Annotated in this window: 17 protein-coding genes; 8 read left to right on the top strand and 9 right to left on the bottom strand. The window is 62.8% G+C overall.

The genetic code is table 11. The features are described from left to right. Window positions 1-300 precede the first annotated feature (300 nt). From AWB78_RS02135 to AWB78_RS02100, 8 genes are all read left to right on the top strand, one after another. Window positions 301-1,698 carry an undecaprenyl-phosphate glucose phosphotransferase gene (locus AWB78_RS02135; RefSeq protein WP_062601677.1) on the top strand — a complete coding sequence of 466 codons (1,398 nt, stop codon included), beginning with the start codon at window positions 301-303 and terminating at the stop codon, window positions 1,696-1,698. A 16-nt stretch (window positions 1,699-1,714) separates the two neighbouring features. After that, window positions 1,715-2,866, top strand: a complete 1,152-nt coding sequence (locus AWB78_RS02130; protein WP_062601675.1) for a polysaccharide biosynthesis/export family protein — start codon at window positions 1,715-1,717, stop codon at window positions 2,864-2,866. Further along, entirely contained in the window at window positions 2,863-3,315 is a 453-nt protein-coding gene (locus AWB78_RS02125; RefSeq protein WP_062601673.1) for a low molecular weight protein-tyrosine-phosphatase, read from the top strand. Before AWB78_RS02130 ends, AWB78_RS02125 begins: the two co-directional genes overlap by 4 nt. 78 nt (window positions 3,316-3,393) lie before the next feature. Then, entirely contained in the window at window positions 3,394-5,664 is a 2,271-nt protein-coding gene (locus tag AWB78_RS02120; protein WP_157697393.1) for a polysaccharide biosynthesis tyrosine autokinase, read from the top strand. Further along, complete coding sequence (locus AWB78_RS02115) at window positions 5,661-6,884, top strand: glycosyltransferase family 4 protein (protein ID WP_082883216.1); 1,224 nt, start codon at window positions 5,661-5,663, stop codon at window positions 6,882-6,884. Before AWB78_RS02120 ends, AWB78_RS02115 begins: the two co-directional genes overlap by 4 nt. After that, window positions 6,881-8,098, top strand: a complete 1,218-nt coding sequence (locus AWB78_RS02110) for a polysaccharide pyruvyl transferase family protein (protein ID WP_062601668.1) — start codon at window positions 6,881-6,883, stop codon at window positions 8,096-8,098. The genes AWB78_RS02115 and AWB78_RS02110 overlap by 4 nt, the downstream gene beginning before the upstream one ends. Window positions 8,099-8,110: 12 nt before the next feature. Then, window positions 8,111-9,361, top strand: a complete 1,251-nt coding sequence (locus AWB78_RS02105) for a lipopolysaccharide biosynthesis protein (protein ID WP_062601667.1) — start codon at window positions 8,111-8,113, stop codon at window positions 9,359-9,361. After that, complete coding sequence (locus tag AWB78_RS02100) at window positions 9,354-10,427, top strand: hypothetical protein (RefSeq protein ID WP_063958920.1); 1,074 nt, start codon at window positions 9,354-9,356, stop codon at window positions 10,425-10,427. The genes AWB78_RS02105 and AWB78_RS02100 overlap by 8 nt, the downstream gene beginning before the upstream one ends. Here the strand turns inward: AWB78_RS02100 and AWB78_RS02095 are convergent. From AWB78_RS02095 to AWB78_RS02055, 9 genes are all read right to left on the bottom strand, one after another. Further along, complete coding sequence (locus tag AWB78_RS02095; RefSeq protein WP_157697392.1) at window positions 10,397-11,494, bottom strand: glycoside hydrolase family protein; 1,098 nt, start codon at window positions 11,492-11,494, stop codon at window positions 10,397-10,399. The two genes, AWB78_RS02100 and AWB78_RS02095, sit on opposite strands and share 31 nt — an antisense overlap. A gap of 35 nt (window positions 11,495-11,529) precedes the next feature. Then, on the bottom strand, window positions 11,530-12,621 hold the full coding sequence (locus AWB78_RS02090; protein ID WP_062601664.1) for a TraB/GumN family protein: 1,092 nt from the start codon (window positions 12,619-12,621) through the stop codon (window positions 11,530-11,532). 45 nt (window positions 12,622-12,666) lie between these two features. Beyond that, entirely contained in the window at window positions 12,667-13,671 is a 1,005-nt protein-coding gene (locus tag AWB78_RS02085; protein ID WP_062601663.1) for a peptide ABC transporter ATP-binding protein, read from the bottom strand. Then, window positions 13,668-14,660, bottom strand: a complete 993-nt coding sequence (locus tag AWB78_RS02080) for an ABC transporter ATP-binding protein (protein ID WP_062601662.1) — start codon at window positions 14,658-14,660, stop codon at window positions 13,668-13,670. Before AWB78_RS02080 ends, AWB78_RS02085 begins: the two co-directional genes overlap by 4 nt. A gap of 1 nt (window position 14,661) precedes the next feature. Beyond that, complete coding sequence (locus AWB78_RS02075) at window positions 14,662-15,579, bottom strand: ABC transporter permease subunit (RefSeq protein WP_062601661.1); 918 nt, start codon at window positions 15,577-15,579, stop codon at window positions 14,662-14,664. A 9-nt stretch (window positions 15,580-15,588) separates the two neighbouring features. Beyond that, a complete protein-coding gene (locus AWB78_RS02070) occupies window positions 15,589-16,599 on the bottom strand; it encodes an ABC transporter permease subunit (RefSeq protein WP_062601660.1) in 1,011 nt (336 codons plus the stop codon). Between the two features lie 127 nt (window positions 16,600-16,726). Next, window positions 16,727-18,361, bottom strand: a complete 1,635-nt coding sequence (locus AWB78_RS02065; protein ID WP_062601659.1) for an ABC transporter substrate-binding protein — start codon at window positions 18,359-18,361, stop codon at window positions 16,727-16,729. A gap of 321 nt (window positions 18,362-18,682) precedes the next feature. Beyond that, window positions 18,683-19,522, bottom strand: a complete 840-nt coding sequence (gene metF, locus AWB78_RS02060; RefSeq protein ID WP_062601658.1) for a methylenetetrahydrofolate reductase [NAD(P)H] — start codon at window positions 19,520-19,522, stop codon at window positions 18,683-18,685. A 43-nt stretch (window positions 19,523-19,565) separates the two neighbouring features. Further along, window positions 19,566-19,919, bottom strand: a complete 354-nt coding sequence (locus AWB78_RS02055; protein WP_062601790.1) for a phage holin family protein — start codon at window positions 19,917-19,919, stop codon at window positions 19,566-19,568. Between the last annotated feature and the right edge of the window lie 3 nt (window positions 19,920-19,922).

The following is a 19,922-nucleotide window of genomic DNA, read 5'->3' as shown; positions in this document are numbered from 1 at the left end:
AATCGTTTGGTAAATCGCGTCCGCATTAATTCAATGCCGACTATCGAAATACCCAGACTCAAGGCCAATTAAGAGCCCGCCTATATCTGGCACTCGGCAATTTGACGGAGACTCTGGCGTCCCATCGGTGCTCAGAAAAGCTTGGTGTCAAGTACCGCAAACGTTTGATTGCCAAACGTAATATGCGTCAGACGCCATGCACCGATCGCGTGTTTCACGAACTGACTGAGAGTTTCGACTCGTACCGCGCGCCTTATCGCGCGCGCATCGGCGAGCCGGTCTTTCGTCATCGATTCCGTCATGCGTTTGCCGAGTTATTCCCATCTTCTGAATTTACGCGCAGGTCCCGACCTGTTGTTGCGCCTGCTCGAAACGATCGCCGTCGCAGTCGGCGCACTCGCGTCTCACCGGCTGTTCGCTACAGGCGTCGCGGCCGGTTATGACAGCGCGGTCGCCGGGTTCACCCTCATTTTCGCGTGGACGGTGCTGTCCAGCGCATGTATCAGGCGCCCGACGCAGGTCCCGTCGCCGTGGCGCGCGCTCGTGCTGTCTGCGCTCGGCTGGATGCTGTGCGAGACAGGCGCGGTGCGCCTGGTTCAGTGGATGCATCGCGACTATCAGCCGTCTGCCGCATGGCTCGCGTGCTTCTGTCTGACGACGACGGCGGGCGTCACGCTTTGCCGCCTGCTCGGTGCGATGGCCGTCGCGCGGCGTGTGCCGCACGTGTCGGTCGCCGTGGCGGGCCGCGGCGAGCGTTGCGCGACGTTCGTCCGACGCATCGCGTCGATGCGCGATTCGGCATGCCGCATCGACGCCCTGTTCGACATCGACGCCCATTTCGGCACCCATCCGGCTGACGTGCCGGTCTTTCGCGACATCGACGCATTCGCCGCGCATGTACGCGCCCGTCACATCGATGAACTGTGGCTCGCGTTGCCGCTCACCGACGAAGCCGCGATGCTGCGCTTCCTCGACATCTTCCGCAATGACCTGCTGAACATTCGCTTCATTCCGGACGTGAGCCGCATCGCGCGCTTTCATGGTGATCGCGTCGATCTCGAGGGCGCGCTCGCCATCGACCTCGTCGCTGCGCCGCTCGATGCCGAAGGACTCGTCGCCAAGGCGAACTTCGACCGCGCCTTCTCCGCCTGCGCGGTGATCGCGCTGGCGCCGTTCCTCATCGCGATCGCGCTCGCCGTCAAGCTGACGTCGCGCGGTCCCGTGCTCTTCAGGCAGCGGCGCCGGGGCGTGAACGGCAAGCCCTTCGACATCTACAAGTTCCGCACGATGCACGCGCACACGATCGACGAAGGCGTGATCGTGCAAGCCACGCGCGACGATCCGCGCGTCACTCGTCTCGGCGCGTTCCTGCGCCGCACGAGCCTCGACGAACTGCCGCAGTTTTTCAACGTGCTGCGCGGCGAGATGTCGGTCGTCGGTCCCCGTCCGCACGCGCTCCAGCACGACGCGCTCTATCAGGACGTCGTCGACGGTTACATCCACCGCTATCGCATCAAGCCGGGCATCACGGGCTGGGCGCAGATCAACGGGCTGCGCGGCGAAACCGACTCCGTCGACAAGATGCAGCGGCGGGTCGAACACGATCTCTATTACCTCAGGAACTGGTCGTTCGCGCTCGACATGCGCATCGTGCTCGCGACCATCGTGCGGGGCTTCGTACATCGCAACGCGTACTGACGCGCAGGACTCAATCATGACTTACTCGATGCAGCGCGTTCGCGGGACTGCAATGGCCGCGGCGCTGACGACACTGCTCGGCGCATGCGCGTTCGCACCCGGTTTCCGCATGCCGGTCAGCTCCGGCGACATGACCACGCAAGGCGACGCCCGTCCGCATATCGAAGCCACCGCGGCGACGCCCGCGATTCCCATCACGGAACTCGATCTAGCCCTCGTGAAGCGCTTCGCCGATCAGCGCAAGGCGAATCAGGATCAGCAGGCGAGGCGGCTCTTCGGCGCGCCTGGCTCCTATACGGTGGGCGTCGGCGACGTGCTGCAGATCGTCGTGTGGGATCACCCCGAACTCGCGGCGGCCATCGGCACGTCGCAGAACCAGCCGTCGACGAAGGCGAGCGATCCCGCGAGCGGCTTCGTCGTCGATCAGAACGGCAATCTGCGTTTCCCTTACGCGGGCACGCTCGCGGTCGCGGGCCTGCGCACCGATGAGATCCAGCAAAAGCTGACGACCGCCCTGTCGACGTATCTCGTCAAGCCGCAAGTCACTGTGCGCATGGCGTCGTATCGCTCGCGTCAGGTGTACGTCGACGGCGAGGTGCGCAGTCCCGGCGCGTTCTCCCTGACCGACGTGCCGCTCAGTTTCTACGACGCGATCGCGCGCGCCGGCGGATTCAGCGACAACGCCGATCAGAGCGATGTGGTGCTGGTGCGCGGTGGCACGTCCCATCGGATCGATGTGCCGCGACTGATCGCGGAGGGGCTCAATCCCTCGAGGCTTTATCTGAAGACCGGCGATGTGTTGCGCATCGCGCCGCGCGATGAAGGCGCCGTGTACGTGATGGGCGAAGTGAACCGGCCCGGCTCGGCGGTGCCGCGCCGCGATGGCGCGTTGACGCTCGCGGACGCGATATCGCAGGTCGGCAGCATCAATTCGAATACCGCGGACACCGCGCAGATGTTCGTGGTCCGCTCGGTCAACGGCACGCCGCAAGTTTTCCACCTCGACAGCCGCTCGCCGGTGTCGATGCTCGTCGCGAATGAATTCGAACTGAAGCCGAAGGACATCGTGTATGTCGACGGCAGCGGCCTCGTGCGCTTCAACCGCGTGATCGGCTTGCTGATGCCGCTGATCAACACCGGTCTCACCGCGGGAGTGATCGCGAAATGATCCGCTCCGTGCTGATGGTGTGCGAAGGAAATATCTGCCGCAGTCCGCTCGCGGCCGCGCTGCTCGCGCGTGAGATGCCGGAGCTGGAGGTGACGTCGGCGGGGACGCACGCGCTGGTGGGCTGGCCGGCGGACCCTCATGCCGTTGAGCTGATGCGCGAGCGAGATATCGACTTGTCTGATCACTCGGCGCGGACGCTAAGCCCTCACCTGATGCGTTCGCATGATCTCGTGCTCGTCATGACGCTCGCTCAGCGCAAGGAGCTCTTGGCGCGCTACCCGTTCTCCCGCGGCCGCGTCTATCGCCTGTTGCACGACGAACAGGGCGATGTCGTCGATCCGTACCGCCAGGATCTCACCGCTTTCAGATCCTCGCTCGCGCAAATTGAGCGCGGCGTCTTCAGCTGGCTTCACAGATTGCGAGCCTCCAGGCTCGAGCCCGCTTCCTGAACCATACATCGGCACACGTCGTCCGCCGCATAGCCGGCGCAAACGCGTTGCGAACTGCCTCCCCTGATGGAACCACGCATGTCACACCCTGATCGACACAGCCCGGTGCAAGCCGCCGAGCTCGATGTAATCGCCGTCATCGACACCCTTCTCAAGAATGCGTGGCGCATCGTTCTGATCATGGCAGTCGTCGCGCTCGCCGGCACTGCCTGGGCCTTCCTTTGGCCTCCCAAGTACCAGGCCGACATCATGATCCAGGTCGAAGACAGCGCGGATGGCGGAGTCACCGGTAGCGTGCTCAACGAAATCTCGACGCTCTTCGATGTGAAATCCTCGGCTGCTGCTGAAGCCCAGATCATCACGTCTCGGCTCGTGGTGTCACGTGCCGTAGAAAAGCGGCGCCTTTATATCGATGTCACGCCGAAACGGTTTCCGGTAGTCGGTGATTTCATATCCCGTGTGTATGAGAAGCCGATTCGTCCAGGCGTGTTCGGTCTTGGAGGGTTCGCGTGGGGCCAGGAGCGCGCTGAACTGTCGCGCTTCGACGTACCGAAGCCATTGCTGGAGGAACCCTTCACGCTGAGCGTGGAAGACGCGGGTCATTACACGCTGACGAACTCGTATCTCGATCTTCCGGTGCGCGGAACGGTCGGCCTCGAAAGCAAGGTCAACACGCTGTATGGACCGCTTGCCATCAATGTCACCCGTTTCGACGCGTTACCGGGAACCCACTTTTCCGTGGTTCGCCATTCGCTCGACGACACCGTCAACAAGCTGCAGGCGCGACTGGACGTACAGGAAAAGGTCAAGCAGTCCGGCGTGATTGTCGCCACCCTGCTCGGGCGAGATGCCGAACGCACCAGCCTTACCTTGCAGGAGATCGGCGAACAGTATGTCCGCCAGAACGTCGAGCGGAAGTACGCGGACGCCGCCCAATCACTGAAGTTCCTGAACGCGCAGTTACCCGAGTTGAAGCAGAAACTCGAAGACGCTCAGGCTCGGTACACGAAACTACGTAACGAACGAAGCGTCATCGATCTGCCCACGGAGACCACGACCGGTCTGCAACAGCAGGCTGAAGCAAAGGCTCAACTGGTCGCTCTGCAACAGAAGCGCGCGGAGCTCGTGACTCGCTATACGTCGATGCACCCGGGCGTTGTGGCCATCGATGAACAAATCGGATTGCTGCAAAAGCAGATTTCGGAGTTCGACGCGGCACTCGGCCGGCTCCCGAACGTCGAGCAGGACGCCGCGCGTCTCATGCTCGATGTAAAGGTCGACACGGACCTCTATACCGCGACGCTCAACAACGCTCAGCAGTTGCAACTCGTGAAGGCCGGCAAAGTGGGCAGTGTCCGTCTTGTCGACACGCCGGTGATACAGGACGATCCGGCTTGGCCAAAGCGGCCCCTGGTGATTGTCGCCTGCGTTTTCGGCGGGTTGCTGCTCGGCATCGTCTATGCGTTCGCGCGCGAGTTTCTCGCGGGGGCGGTCAACTCAGCGGAAGCGATCGAGTGCGGTACGGGATTGCAGGTGCTCGCGACAGTACCGCTGTCCGCCGCGCAGCGGTCGCTTCGCAAAGCCTCCGTGGACGCGAAGTACGGTCGGGCGCATGTTCTGGCAACCGACGCACCGCACGATCAGGCGATCGAAGGCCTGCGCAGCCTGCGAACTGCATTGCGCATGACGATGGCCGATACGCCGGGCAAAGTAATCGTGTTGACTGGCGCGGCGCCTGACGTGGGCAAGTCCTTCATCTCGGCCAATCTCGGCACTGTACTTGCCGCGATGGGTCAACGCGTACTCGTCATCGATGGAGATCTGCGCCGCCCTTCGCTCAATCCCTGTTTCGGTGTGGCGCGTGGTCCGGGCTGGTCCGATCTGATTGTCGGCAAGGCGGCTCTGGAGCAGGTGCTGCATCCGATACCGTCGCCGCGACTCGATTTCATCGCCGCAGGGTCTTCTGTCTCCAACCCTTCGGAACTGCTCGCCTCGCCGCACGCCGCCGCGTTGATCGACGCTCTGCGCGGCGCCTATGACTATGTACTCGTCGATACGCCTCCCGTGCTCGCGGTCGATGACGCTGCCTCATTCGCCGCCCAAGCGCATACGGTGCTTCTGGTGGCGAGAGCGGGGAAGACGCGCGTCGGTGAGTTGAATGAAGCGATGAAGCGACTTGGGCTTGGCGGATCGAAGCCCGCCGCAGTGGTGCTCAACGGCTTGCCTTCCCGCTCGGTACGCGCTGCGTATGGAAGCCAGGGATACCGCAGCTACGACTATGGCGCTCCCGCCGATGCATCTCAGTCGACACGGTCGGCGCGTCTGCGAACGTGGTTGAAGCGCAAATGAAGGCCCGTTCCTTGTTCGGCGGCGACACACGGCCCGCGCACGAACCCCATACCGATCGAACTGCTCTTCATTTACAGCGGCGGATGAGTGTGGCGATCGTGGTGGAAGCGGCCGCGGGCGGCGTTGCCACGCACCTCGCGGATCTCATTCCCGGACTCGCGGCGCGCGGTGTCGATGTACATCTGATCGCACCGCCAGACGGAGAACGCTTTGATTCGCAGTGGCTGACGCCCGATTGTCTGTCTTCGTGCGTCTCCGTGACCCGCATATCGATGCAGCGCGGAATAGGTCTTCAGGATCTCCGCTCGTTCGCTCGCGTGTGGAGAGCGCTCGCGCGCATCGGCCCGGATATCGTGCATTCACACAGCTCCAAGGCTGGCGTTCTCGCACGTGCGTGTCGCGGACCGTGGCGCCACGTCTATACGCCGCATGCGGTCTATACCTTGAACCCGTCGCTCAACTTCGCCGCGCGTCGCCTGTTCGGCGCGCTCGAAGGCTATTTCGGGCGCCGGTTGACCGATCGGATAGTTGCCGTCTCGGATGACGAAGCTCGTCACCTTCACGAGGATTTGAGGATTCCTGCCGACCGTATCGCGACGGTTTGGAACGGTATCTCCATGTTCGAGCGGGTGAGCCGTTCACACGCGCGCCGCCGGCTGGGAGTACCCGAAGACGCGTTCGTCGTTGGCATGGTGGGGCGCTTTGCGTTCCAAAAGGGTGTGGACCGGTTGGTCTCGATTGCGAGCAAAGTCGGCAAAAAGCTGGGCCAGCGTGTCCAGTTCGTCTGCGTTGGCGGCGGCGACTTTTCTGCAGCTTCCGGCGTAACGCACGATGAACTGCCGGCGAATCTGCGAGTCGCCGGCGCCGTGCCTAACGCGCGCCGTTACTTCAACGCGTTCGACGTCCTTGCGCTACCGAGCCGATACGAAGGTTTTCCCTATGTCTATGTCGAGTCCGTGGCGGCCGGCGTGCCGATCGTTTCGACACGCGTAGCCGGTGCCGACGCATTGGTGGCTGCACTCGAGACGGGCGTAGTCGTCGCCAACGACGACGATGCGACGTCATTCGCCGAGGCCGTGATCGCATTGGCCGACAACCCCCATCGACTTACACGATTCCGCTCCAACTGCGAGACCGCCGCCGCTCAATTCACCTCCGAGCGGATGGTCGGCGAGACGCTCGCCCTTTACCGGCGATGCATCGCCAACGAAGACTCATGAAACCGATTCAGAACATCGTGCTTCTGCACGCCTACAGTCGCCGCAATTCGGGCGATGGATTGCTCGTCGACCTGTCCGCAGCGCTCCTGCGGGAAGCCTTCGGTCCGCGGATCCGACTTGCCGTCGTCGCTGCGGATCCCGCCTCGTTCCCAGAATACGCCGACGTGCTGCCCGCTCCTGTCATCGCCGCGAGCGGACTCGCGCGCGTCACGGCCGCCGCTGGCACCGCCTGCGGCCTTGCAACGCCCGCGCTCAAGACGCTGCGCGAACGCCTGACGCAAGCTGATCTGATTGTCGGCGTAGGTGGCGGTTATCTGCGCGCGCGCGACGGAGTCGAGGCAATCAAGCTCGCACTCGGTCATGTCGCACAAGCCGACGCAGCGCGCGCCGCGAACAAGCCGACGGTCTATCTGCCGCAAAGCATCGGACCGGCGATGGCATGCACATCGACACTATCGGACTATGCCGCGACGCGTTTGCGGGACGCGCTTTCCGCTTTCAGCGCGGTATGCGTGCGCGATGATCGCTCAAAGACGTTCCTTCGCGGCAATGCCAATGTGTTGCGCATGCCTGATATGGCGGTGCTCGAATTCGCGCGTGCGCGGGAAGAGGTGTTGGCGCGTGCGGCATCGCGCGGGGATCACGTGAAACATGTCGCGCTGGTGCTTCGTGAGGCACCGAGCTGGAGCCGTGCGCAACGCGAACGCTATGCGCACTCGACGCGCGAGATCATCGCGTTGCTGCAAGGCCAATGCAGACTGAGCTTCGCGGTACAGAGCACCGGTCGCGGCAATGACGATGCCGCGTACTACCGGCGCCTGGGTGTATCTGGAGAGTTGCCGAGCTTGCGTCATCTGCTTCAGCACGACACCCCGGACGCCGTTGTGTCGGTCCGTCTGCACGGCGCACTCGAATCGCTACTTCACGGCGTACCGGCGTTTCATCTCAGTTACGAACGCAAGGGGTTCGGCGCATACGACGATCTCGGCATTCCGGGTTGGGTCGCGAATGCTGCCGACTTCAATGCCACGGCAGTTGCACAACACCTGTTCGCCCCGCAAGCACTTCCGTCGTTCTGGGACGCAACGGAAGGCGCGCTGGTGCGCATCTCGGCGCAACGCGCGTCGCTCATAGAAACACTGCGCTGTGCCGCCGGTATGGAAGCGAGGCGGGACGAGTCCCATCACGAACGACCGCAGCTTCTGGACGCCTGAGGGCAGGCGACCATGCTACTGCGTCTCTTCTTACGTTCGATGTCACTCGCTGCCAAGTTCGGGCTCACCATCGCGATCGCCCGTGTGCTGGGTTTCGCGGCGATTGGCGAGTACGGGCTGGCGGTTGCAGTCTCGGTTATCGCGTCGAAACTGTGCGGACTCGGCTTCAGCGCCGAAGTGAACCGCCAACTGAGCGGCGCGGCTCGCGATGCCGCGATTGAGTCGGCGCGCGTACTGCGCGGCATTTATGCGGCTTTCTATGCGATTGCAGGATTGGGACTTGTCACTGCGTCCCTTTGCGGCTTGCTCCCGGGCGCCTCAGCAGACCTGGAGTCGTTGTGTCTGGTGCTCCTCGTCGCCGCAAGCGAACACTATGCACTGGAAGCCAACACGTACGTCTTCTCGATTCACCGGCCTCGCGAAGGTTCGACGATGCTGTTCCTGAGAACGGGCGGATGGTCGGCCATCGCGATCGTCGGCCTGTTAGCCCACGTGTTCGGCGACGTTCGCATGATCTTCGTCCTTTGGATCCTCACAAACGTCGGTGTGATCGTCTGGGCATGGGCACTGCTGACGCAAACCGTCTCGCGCGGCCCTGGCATCACCATACCGAAGAAGGATTCCGCATCGACATTGCGCACCACCTGGTTGGCCGGCCTGCACTTCTACATCGGCGGAATCCTGCTTGCCGGACTGCAGTATGCGGAGCGCTTCATTGCGTCCGCGTGGCTTTCCGCTGCGGAGGTCGGGCATTATGTCTTCGTGTGGTCGCTCGCGAACGCCGCTCAGACGATCGCCTATGCGACTGTCGGCGTGATCGCCGGACCGCGACTCGCGCGCGCGGCCAGCGGCTCGGATGTCGACTGGCGTGACGCGTTCGGCAAGTCGCTTCGGAGCACGGTCGGCGTGAGCGTTGCCGTGGCGGCGGGAATCGCGGCGACGTCGCCGCTTCTCTTCTGGCTTGCGAAAGAGCGGATGACTCCCGCGGCACTCGCGACACTTCTGATTCTGCTTGTCTCGTTTCTGCTCCGCTCCGTCGGTGATCTCCTTTGGTCTGCATCGGTGGCCCGCCGTGCGCGAACCCGCATCGTGACCGGCATGTGCAGCGCCGCTGCTGTCGCACTACCGCTTTCGCTCTGGCTCATTTCCGATCACGGGGCAACGCGGGTCGCATTCGCGCATCTGCTGGCCAGTATCTCGGTACTGCTTGCGCTTTCCTGGGCGCTCGGCGGACAACGGGCCGGAGCACGCGACGATGTTTAAGCGGCTGATGGTCACCGGTCCGCGACTGAGCCAAGGCCTGATCGCCTGGCTCGCCGGGATATCGTCGTGCGGCTATATCGGTCTGTTCTTGGCCGGAAAGTCCTTGCTCCCCGAATTCCTGTATCGCGATGCGGACAAGATTCAGGCGCAGATGGACGGTGCGAGCACCTACGACGGCTCTTCATTCGATGCAGTCGGCAAGTTCTACGCCATGTTCGGTCCGACGCTACTCGGTCTTTTCGTGATGGCGATCGGAGTGTGGTTCATCTGGGCTCTGTTCAGCCGCGTGAAGCACGCCGGCGCATTGAGCATGGCGCTGCTGTTTGGCGCACCTTGTGTCTTTTTCAATCTGTTCGTCGCATCGAAAGACACGCTCGTCGTCGCGATGGCATTGTTGATCGTGTGCACACTCCGTCGCGGGCGCGGGGGATTTACCATTGTGGTTGCGCTCGCAGCCTACGCCACCTATGCGCTACTGGTGCGGCGATACTTCCTTTTGATTGTCGCTTCCGGCGCTGGCGTCTGGTGTTATCGCCGTGCCGGGCGCGGGACGCGCATCGTTCTGGTCGCCACCGTACTGCTCGTGCTGTTCCTGCTGCCCTCCGGCGCATATACCGCGTTACTGAATCCGCGCGACATGGCGGTTGACTATCTCGTGTACCAGTCGCCTTACGGCGCGCGGACCAGCTTTTATAACTTGCTGCCACCTGACTCGTTCACTGCGTTTTGTGTCGACTATGTATACGCGACCGTTCGCTTGCATTTGCCGATTCTGTTTTCGCCCGATCCACGCGGTCTTGCGATGCAGATGTTCGTGATGGCCGCATGGCGCGCCACTCGGCCGCTGCGCCCTGCTGCCGAAGTTGCGCCGGGCGCTCATGTGCTCTCGTGCCTGGTGATGGGCCACATCATGGTGTCGATGCTGTTCGAACCTGATCTCGGCAGTTACGTGCGGCATTTATCCAGCGTATCGATCTTCTGCATGGTGCTATTCGCCACCAGCTTCCAGGCTGAGCGCGCCGGAGATGCCGTCGATCAACGTGCTCCCGGTCGCCGGCTAAAGTAGGCCGTTACCGAACCGAGCGCAGGTTTCGCCGCACCATTCGCGTCGACGAGACCGAAACTGCGCTCACGGGCGCTCGCGGCGCGCTCCGTGTCTTTCCACTCGTAGATCGAGACGAGCGAGACATCAAGCGTATCGACCAACGCGACGAATGTGCCGAATCTATGCGCCTGATTCGCAAGACTGCTCGTTGACGAGCCTTGAGAAGGCACGCCCCATTCGGTGATCATCGTCGGCAAACCATAGTGCGAACGCACTTCGCGTGCCGCGTCGCCGACCTGCGCCGGCGTCATTCCATATGCGTGATACGAGACGGCGTGGATGCACTTCGGCGCCTCGGAGAGCGCCGACTGCAGCAACCTGCTCGCGTCATTGCGCCCGACCGGCGCGCGTGCAAAGCCAAAACCATAAACCGGTACCCGCGACGCATCGATCTGCGCGCACAAACCCCGCACGAACGGCGGAAATGTCTCGGCCGGTTGGCCCGTTGGCCAGTAACGACTCATGTCCGGCTCGTTCCACAATTCGATGCCGATAAGCTGTTTGCCGTACTTTTGTGTCAGTGCGTTTATTTGTGCGCCGAATTGCCGGCCGGCCACCTCCATCTGTGCCGGCCGAGCTTCGCCCTCGGCACCTAGCGGAACCGTCGAGCGGACCGTCAGCAACACGGGAAGTCGAGCGCCATCCGCAATCGAAAAAGCCCTTGCGACGCGACGTACATACGCCGCATCGCCCAGACGATCCGTCCATACGCCGAAGCGCACGAACTCAAAGCCGACGCGTGCAATCGCGTCGGCATCCTGGTCCGAAAAAGTTTCGATCTTGACCTGTGTGCCCACAGACGGCAAACGAACTGCTGTCGGTTTGGCGAGGGCGCGCGAAGGATCCTTGGCGCGCACCAGCGGCGTTGTCAGCGATAAAGCCGAAGCTATCGCAACAACCGAAAGTGAAATATTGAGAGTCCGTGAAAACCGCTTCATGATGTCAGAGAGGCGGCATTGGGCAATGTGCCCTGCCAGTTCAAAGGTGATACGACAGACGAGACGGGTGTCGCGCTCGGCCGATAACATATCTCATCGGCGCGTCCGAAGAACGGCCGGATGCCTCACCACCCCACCACCACAAACCCCCGCTTCCTCAACAATTCGAGCACCCCCCTGGGCCCGCCGAGATGCAACGCTCCGATAGCCACGAACACCGGCCTATCCGGCGCGGCCAGCGCCACCATCCGGTTAACAAACCGCTGATTTCGCTGATAAACCACGCGATTATCCACCTGATCCGCCAGCGCCTTGTTCCTCGCCAGCTTGCTCGACTTCGCATCGTCCCAGGCCTTCAAGGCATCCGCATCGCCGATCCGCCACAACCGATGCAGCTCCTTCACATCCGCGATATTCTCCGCGGGCGTCTGCACCAGATCCTGCGCGAGCATCTCCCTTTGCTGCGCCGACGTGAGCCGCGTGAAAGTCGAAATCTGCTCATTCAACGTCTCCAGCCCGACGATCTTCCCCCTCACCCGCAGATACACGTTCTGCAACTGCGCCTCCGTCCCATACTCGCTCTGAAACCCGGCCTTCAACGTGTCATACGTTTCGATCAGCATCGACGCGAGCCACGGCCGCGTGTGCCGCAACTCCTTCAGCGCCGCCTGATTGCCGCGCATGCGCGCCTCGACCTTCTTCCACATCGAGTCCGGAAGATAGTCGATCAGACACTCGCTGCGGCACATGCCGTAACGATTCACGTCGTCCTGTGACAGCAGCAGTTCGTCGGGGGAGATTTCCAGCGCCAGTGTCGGCGACGCTTCGAGCGCCGCGAGTATCGGTTTGCGAAACGGCTGCTCGGGCGGATAGTCGCTCGCGAATCCCACATGGAGCGTGCCGAGCACGTAGAGAGTCGTCGCGCCCTTCGTCGCGACATAGAACGGCATGCGCGGCGGCTGCGCACGTACCGGACCGCTCGCGGTCGTGCCGTCCGAGCGATCCGCGCGCGGCGCGGTCGCCGGATTGGCGGGCGCGGCGGCGGAGCCGGCATCGCCCGCGGCCTGCGGCGTGCGCGATCCGATCACGGCAAAACTCGCCGGCGAAACAATCACGCCGCCCGTAAACAGCACGAACGACAGCACGAGGGCTGTCGCTTGGGCGAACGCCGCGCGCAGAAAGCGCGGCTTGACGAGTGAATCCGGCACGACCGACATCTTAAAACATTCGCATGACGCGCCGTGCACGCTCCGGCCGGGATTTCAGGCCTCGTCGTCCCCCACTTCCTCCGCGCGATGACACGACACCTGACGTCCATCGACCACGCGCAGCTTCGGCTCTTCCACGCGGCATCGCTCGATCGCATACGGACAACGCTGATGGAACGTGCAGCCCGACGGCGGATTGAGCGGCGACGGCATCTCGCCCTGCAGCTTGATCTTGATGCGCCGGTCTTCCTCGAAGATCGCAGGCGTCGCGGACATCAGCGAGCGCGTGTACGGATGACGCGGCTTCGCGAAGATCGTCTTCTTGTCGCCCAGTTCGGCGATGCCGCCGAAGTACATCACCATCACGTCGTCGGCGATATGCTCCACCACCGACAGATTGTGCGAAATGAACACGTAGCTCGTGCCGAACTGCGCCTGAAGGTCCATGAACAGATTCAGAATCTGCGCCTGGATCGACACATCGAGCGCCGACACGGGCTCATCCGCGACGACGATCTGCGGATCCAGAATCATCGCGCGCGCGATCGCCACGCGCTGACGCTGGCCACCCGAGAACATGTGCGGATAGCGCGACGCATGCTCGGGCCGCAAGCCGACCGTGCGCATCATGTGCGCGATGCGTTCGGCGCGTTCGCTGGCGCTGAGCTTCGTGTTGATCGCGAGCGGCTCGCCCAACGTCTGCTCGACGGTCTTGCGCGGATTCAGCGACGCAAACGGATTCTGAAACACCATTTGCACGCGCTGTCGCAACTCGGCGATCTTCGCCTTGCTCGCGCCCGCGACGTCATCGCCTTCGATCAGCAAGCGGCCCGACGTCGGCGTTTCGATCATCGTCAACTGGCGCGCGAGCGTGGACTTGCCGCAGCCCGATTCGCCGACGACCGCAAGCGTGCGCCCGCGCTTCAATTCGAACGACACGCCGTTCAACGCCTTCACCGTGCCGTGCTTGAACGCGCTGCGCTTCACGTCGTAATGCTTCGTGAGCTGGTCCGCGGCGAGCACGATGTCCTGATTCATTTCCTTCGGTACGGCGTTCATCGCGCGCCCCCTTCCACCACCACATCGATGTTCAACGGCTTGATGCATCGCGCGCGCACGGCCGGATCGTTCTTGTCGAGCTGGAACAGACTCGGCCGGCCCTTCCAGCAATCGTCGACGACATACTTGCAGCGCGGCGCGAACAGGCATCCGCTCGGCCGGTCATCCTTGCCCGGCACCATGCCCGGCAGCGCGGCGAGACGTTCCGCGCCGCGCGAATGCTCGGGAATCGCGGCGAGCAGCGCTTCCGTGTACGGATGATGCGGCTCGCTGAAAATCGTCGGCACGTGATTCGTTTCGATGATCTCGCCCGCGTACATCACCGCGACGCGCTGCGCCACTTCGGAGACCACGGCCAGATCGTGCGAGATCAGCACGAGCGCCATGCCGCGTTCCTTCTGCAGCTTCACGAGCAGCTCCATGATCTGCGCCTGAATGGTCACGTCGAGCGCGGTGGTCGGCTCGTCGGCGATCAACAGCTTCGGATTGCACGCGACGGCCATCGCGATCATCACGCGCTGGTTCATGCCGCCCGACATCTGATGCGGAAACGCGTTGATGCGGCTCTTCGCATCCGGAATGCCGACCTGATCGAGCAGCTCGAGCGCGCGCCTGTTGAGCGCATCGCCGCGCAAACCCTCGTGCAGCTTCAGCACTTCCTTGATCTGATAGCCGACGGTATAGCTCGGATTCAGGCTCGTCAGCGCGTCCTGAAACACCATCGCGATGTCCTTGCCGATGATCCTGCGACGCGCTCGCGCCGATGCCTTCAGCAAGTCCTTGCCGTCGAACGTGATCTGATCGGCGGTCACTTTGCCGGGGGCGTCGATGAGGCCCATCAGCGCCATCATCGTGACGCTCTTGCCCGAGCCGGATTCACCGACGACGCCGACCACTTCGCCCGGCGCAACGGAAAGATCGATGCGATCGACGGCCTGCGTGCCGCCGAACGTCACCTGCAAATTTCGGATAGTCAGAAGGTCGTTCATATCAGCCCATCCGCTTGAGTTTCGGATCGAGCGCATCGCGCAGCCCGTCGCCGAGGAGGTTGATGACGAGCACCGAGATCAGGATCGACAGGCCCGGCATCGTCACGATCCACCACGCGCTTTCGATGTAATCGCGCGCCGATGCGAGCATCGCGCCCCACTCCGCCGCCGGCGGTTGCACGCCGAGGCCGAGGAAGCCGAGCGCGGCGGCATCGAGAATCGCGGAGGAAAAGCCGAGCGTCGCCTGCACGATGAGCGGCGCTGCGCAGTTCGGCAGCACTTGCGAGAACATGAGCCGCACCGTGCCCGCGCCCGCGACGCGCGATGCCGTCACGTATTCCTTCTGCAGCTCGCCGAGCGCCGACGCGCGCGTGAGACGCACATAACCCGGCAGCGCGACGATCGCGATGGCGAGCATCGTGTTGACCAGCCCCGGCCCGATGATCGCGACGACGGCGACCGCGAGCAGCAGCGACGGCAGCGCGAGCAGCACGTCCATCACGCGCATGATCGGCGTGTCGAGCCAGTGGAAGAACGCGGCCATGAGACCGAGCACGACGCCCGGAATCAGCGCGAGCACCACCGACACGAAGCCGATCCAGAACGACAGCCGCGCGCCGTACATCAGGCGCGAGAGAATGTCGCGGCCGGCTTCATCGGTGCCGAGCAGGAACATGCGATTGCCGCCTTCGAGCCACGCGGGCGGAATCTTCACGTGATCGCGATATTGCTCGATCGGACTATGCGGCGCGATCAGCGGCGCGGTCAGCGCGACCAGAATCAGCAGCAGCACGATCAGGCCCGCGACGACAGCGCCGCGATTGCGCGAGAAGTTTGCCCAGAATTCGCGCGCCGCGACCATGCGGCCGGAAGGCGGCGTCAGCGCGCCGGGCGGGAGATTGTTTTGAACGTCAGCCATATCTTCCAGTTACCTCGTATGGCGAATGCGCGGATTCAACACGCCGTACAACAGATCGACGACCAGATTCACGACGATCACGAGCGTCGCGATCATCAGAATGCCGCCTTGCACGACCGGATAGTCGCGACGCGAAATTGCATCGATGAGCCACTTGCCGACGCCCGGCCACGAGAACAGCGTCTCGGTCAGCACGGCGCCCGCGAGCAGCGTGCCGACTTGCAGACCGATCACGGTCACCACGGGAATCAGCGCGTTGCGCAGCGCATGCACGACGACCACGCGCAGCGGCGCGAGACCTTTCGCGCGTGCCGTGCGGATGTAGTCCTCACGCAGCACTTCGAGCATCGACGAACGCGTCATGCGCGCGACGACCGCGAGCGGGATCGTGCCGAGCACGATGGTCGGCAGAATGAGATGCGACAGCGCCGACCTGAACGCGCCTTCGTCGGTGGAAAAGAGCGAATCGATCAGCATGAAGCCGGTGACGTGCGGAATGTCGTATTCCACCGCGATGCGGCCCGACACCGGCGTCCAGCCGAGCTTCGCCGAGAAGAACATGATGAGGATCAAGCCCCACCAGAAAATCGGCATCGAATAGCCGGTGAGCGCGGTGCCCATCACGCCGTGATCGACGACGGTGCCGCGTCGCAACGCAGCGGCGACGCCCGCGGGCAAGCCGACGGCGAGCGCGAAGATCATCGCGCAGATGGAGAGCTCGACGGTCGCGGGAAAGCGCGCGAGGAACTCGCCCATCACGCTCGTGTTCGTGATGATCGAGGTGCCGAGATCGCCCTTCAGCGCGTGCCCGACGTAAGTGAGATATTGCAGCGGAAGCGGCTGGTCGAGGCCCAGGCGCTTCATGGCTTCGGCGTGCATCGCCGGGTCCACGCCGCGCTCGCCCATCATCACTTCGATGGGATCGCCAGGGATCAGGTGGATGAGCGCGAACGCGAGAATCGTAATGCCGATGAACGTCGGTATCACCATTCCTATGCGCCGCAAAACGAATCGGAACATGATCGCCCTTTGGGTATCGTTCGTGGGGATAGAAATGTGAACGGCGGCTCGGATCGCTCTCGACCCGCGCCGCCGGACCTTTTCGATTAGTTATGGTTTAGTGCAAAAAGTGTTCCGCAGCAAAACCTTATTGCAGGCCGACGCCATCGAAGCGCGCGTAGCCGAGCGGCTCGATCTTCATATTCGTCACCTTCTTGCTCACCGGCTGATAGACCGTCGAGTGCGCGATCGGCGAGAACGGCAGTTGTTGCGCGAAGATCTGCTGCGCGTCGGTGTACGCCTTGGTGCGCGCGGCCACGTCCGTGGTCGAGCGGCCCTTCACGACGAGTTCGTCGAAAGGCTTGTAGCACCACTTCGAAAAGTTGCTGCCCTTCACCGCGTCGCACCCGAGCAGCGTGCCGAGCCAGTTGTCGGGATCGCCGTTGTCGCCCGTCCAGCCGATCAGCAGCGCATCATGCTCGCCCGCGTGCGCGCGCTTCAAATACTCGCCCCACTCGTACGAGACGATCTTCGCCTTCACGCCGATCTTCGCCCAGTCGGCCTGAATCATCTCTGCCATCAGGCGCGCGTTCGGGTTGTACGCGCGTTGAACCGGCATGGCCCACAGCGTGATTTCGAAGCCGTCCGGGAAGCCCGCTTTCTTCAGCAGTTCCTTCGCCTTCGCGGTGTCGTACGGCTGGCCCTTCAGGTTCTTGTCGTAGGACCACTGCGTCGGCGGCATCGGTGCGGTGGCCGGCTGGCCCGCGCCCTGATACACGGAATCGATGATCGCCTTCTTGTTGATGGCCATGTCGAGCGCGCGGCGCACGTCGGTGTTGTCGAGGCCCTTCTTCGTCACGTTGTACGCGACATAGCCTTCGTTGAAGCCCGCCTGCGACGGCGTATCGACGTTCGACGCCGACTTCAGCGCCGCGATGTCGCCCGGACGCGGATAGCTCATCACCTGGCATTCGTTGTTCTTCAGCTTCTGCACGCGCACGGCGGCGTCCGGCGTGATCGAGAAGATCAGCTTCGAGATCTGCACCGCGTTCGGCTTCCAGTAATCAGGATTGCCGTCGAAGCGGATGGTCGCGTCCTTCGTGTAGCTGCGGAAGATGAACGGGCCCGTGCCGACCGGCTGCTGATTGATATCGGCGGCCTTGCCGTCCTTCATCAGCTTGTCTGTGTATTCGGCGGAGAGAATCGATGCGTATTCCATCGCCATGTTCTGAATGAACGGCGCGCTCACTTCCTTGAGCGTGAACTTCACGGTGTACGGATCGACCTTCTCGATCTTCGAGATCAGCTTGTCCATGCCAAGGTCCGTGAAGTACGGAAACTGCACGTTGTACGCTTTGCGGAACGGATTGTTCGGATCGAGCATGCGGTTGAACGTGAAGATCACGTCGTCCGCGTTGAATTCGCGCGTCGGCTTGAAGAACGAAGTCGCCTGGAACTTCACGCCGTGACGCAGATGGAAGGTGTACGTAAGGCCATCCGAGGACACGTCCCACTTCTCCGCGAGACCCGGCTCGACCTTCGTGCCGCCGCGCTCGAATTCGACGAGACGGTTATAGACGGTGAACGTGTTCGCGGTGAAATCGGTGCCGGTGGTGTACTGGGCGGGATCGAAGCCGGCCGGGCTGCCTTCCGAGCAGTAGACGAGCGTCTTGTTCGGGATGGCGCCAGCGTTCGCCGCGCTTGCCGCGAAGAGCGATGCCGTGGCCACGGCGCCCGCGAGCGCCGATCTGCGAACGGCTCGCAACAGGCTGTTTTTCTTCATGTTTCCTCCAGGTCGATGCCGGTGATTTTGGCCGGCGTAGCGCGAGTTTAATGGATCGCATCGCCCGTTTTGCGGACGCACGCGCGAAGTCGGGCGCTACCCTAGCACGAACAAAAGTGACATGCGTAGTTGGTTTTCCCCAGTAGAGTTTGTCGTCGATCGCACTCCAATAAGGGTAGGTTATCGGCCATGCGCAGAGGTGATGGAGCGGGGCGCGAGATATTGCGCGCGCGAACGCGGCGCGGCGCAAAAAGGCGAAAACAGAAGGGAAAGAGAACAGAACCGCGCGGCGAACGCCGCGCGGGTGAAACAGTCATGCAATCAGAGACTTTTGAAGCCGAGACGCTCGCAGATCGTCTTCGAAGCCCACGAGCCGTTGAGCGTGTAGAAATGCAGCCCGGGCGCGCCTTCGTCGATGAGACGCTGGCACAGGCCCGTCACCACATCGGCGCCGAACGCGCGGATCGATTCGCGATCGTCGCCGAAGCTCTCCAGCCGGCGCGCGACCCACTTCGGCACTTCCGCGCCGCACATGTCGGAGAAGCGCATCAGTTGCGTGAAGTTGGTGATCGGCATGATGCCCGGCACGATCGGCACGTCGACGCCGAGCTTCCTCGCTTCCTCGACAAACTTGAAGTACGAATCGGCGTTGAAGAAATACTGCGTGATCGCGGAGTTCGCGCCCGCCTTCACCTTGCGCGCGAAGTTTTCGAGATCGGCTTTCGGCGACTTCGACTGCGGATGAAACTCCGGATACGCGGCCACTTCGATGTTGAACCAGTCGCCGTGCTCCTGACGAATGAACGCCACGAGCTCCGACGCATAGCGCAACTCGCCGACTTCGCCCATGCCCGAAGGCAGATCGCCGCGCAGCGCGACGATATGGCGAATGCCGTGCTCACGATAGTTCGAAAGGATCGCGCGCAGATTGTCTTTCGACGAGCCGATGCACGACAGATGCGGCGCGGCCTCGAAGCCGTCCGCGGCCATTTCGAGCACGTTGTCGAGCGTGCCTTGCTGGGTGGAGCCGCCCGCGCCGAACGTCACGGAGACGAACTTGGGCGAGAGCTTCCTGAGCTCCGCGCGGGAAGCGCGCAGCTTGTTCACGCCGTCTTGCGTCTTCGGCGGGAAAAACTCGAATGAGAGTTCGATCGGTTTCATGATGATGGATGATCGGGCGGCGGCGAGGCCTCGTCGGCCTGAATCAGCCGAGGTTGCGGTTGCCGAAGATGAGCGCCGACAACAGCCACGACACGATGCTGTACAGAATCGAGCCGAAGAACGCGGACCAGAATCCCGACACTTCGAAGCCCTTCAGCAGCGACGACGCCAGCCAGAAGCACAGCGCGTTCACCACGAGAATGAAAAGCCCGAGCGTGAGGACCGTCACCGGCAGCGTGAGGATGATGAGGAGCGGCCTCAACACTGCGTTGATGAGCCCGAGCACCACCGCGATGATGAGCGCCGTGCCGAAACTGCGAATGTGAATCGACGGCACGAGATAGGTGATGATCAGGAGCGCAAGCGCGTTGATCAGCCATGTCAGCAGCACGGTCATCGA

Source organism: Caballeronia calidae (assembly GCF_900044055.2).
GTDB classification, from domain to species: Bacteria; Pseudomonadota; Gammaproteobacteria; order Burkholderiales; family Burkholderiaceae; genus Caballeronia; species Caballeronia calidae.
This window is presented reverse-complemented; position numbering and strand designations above follow the sequence as displayed.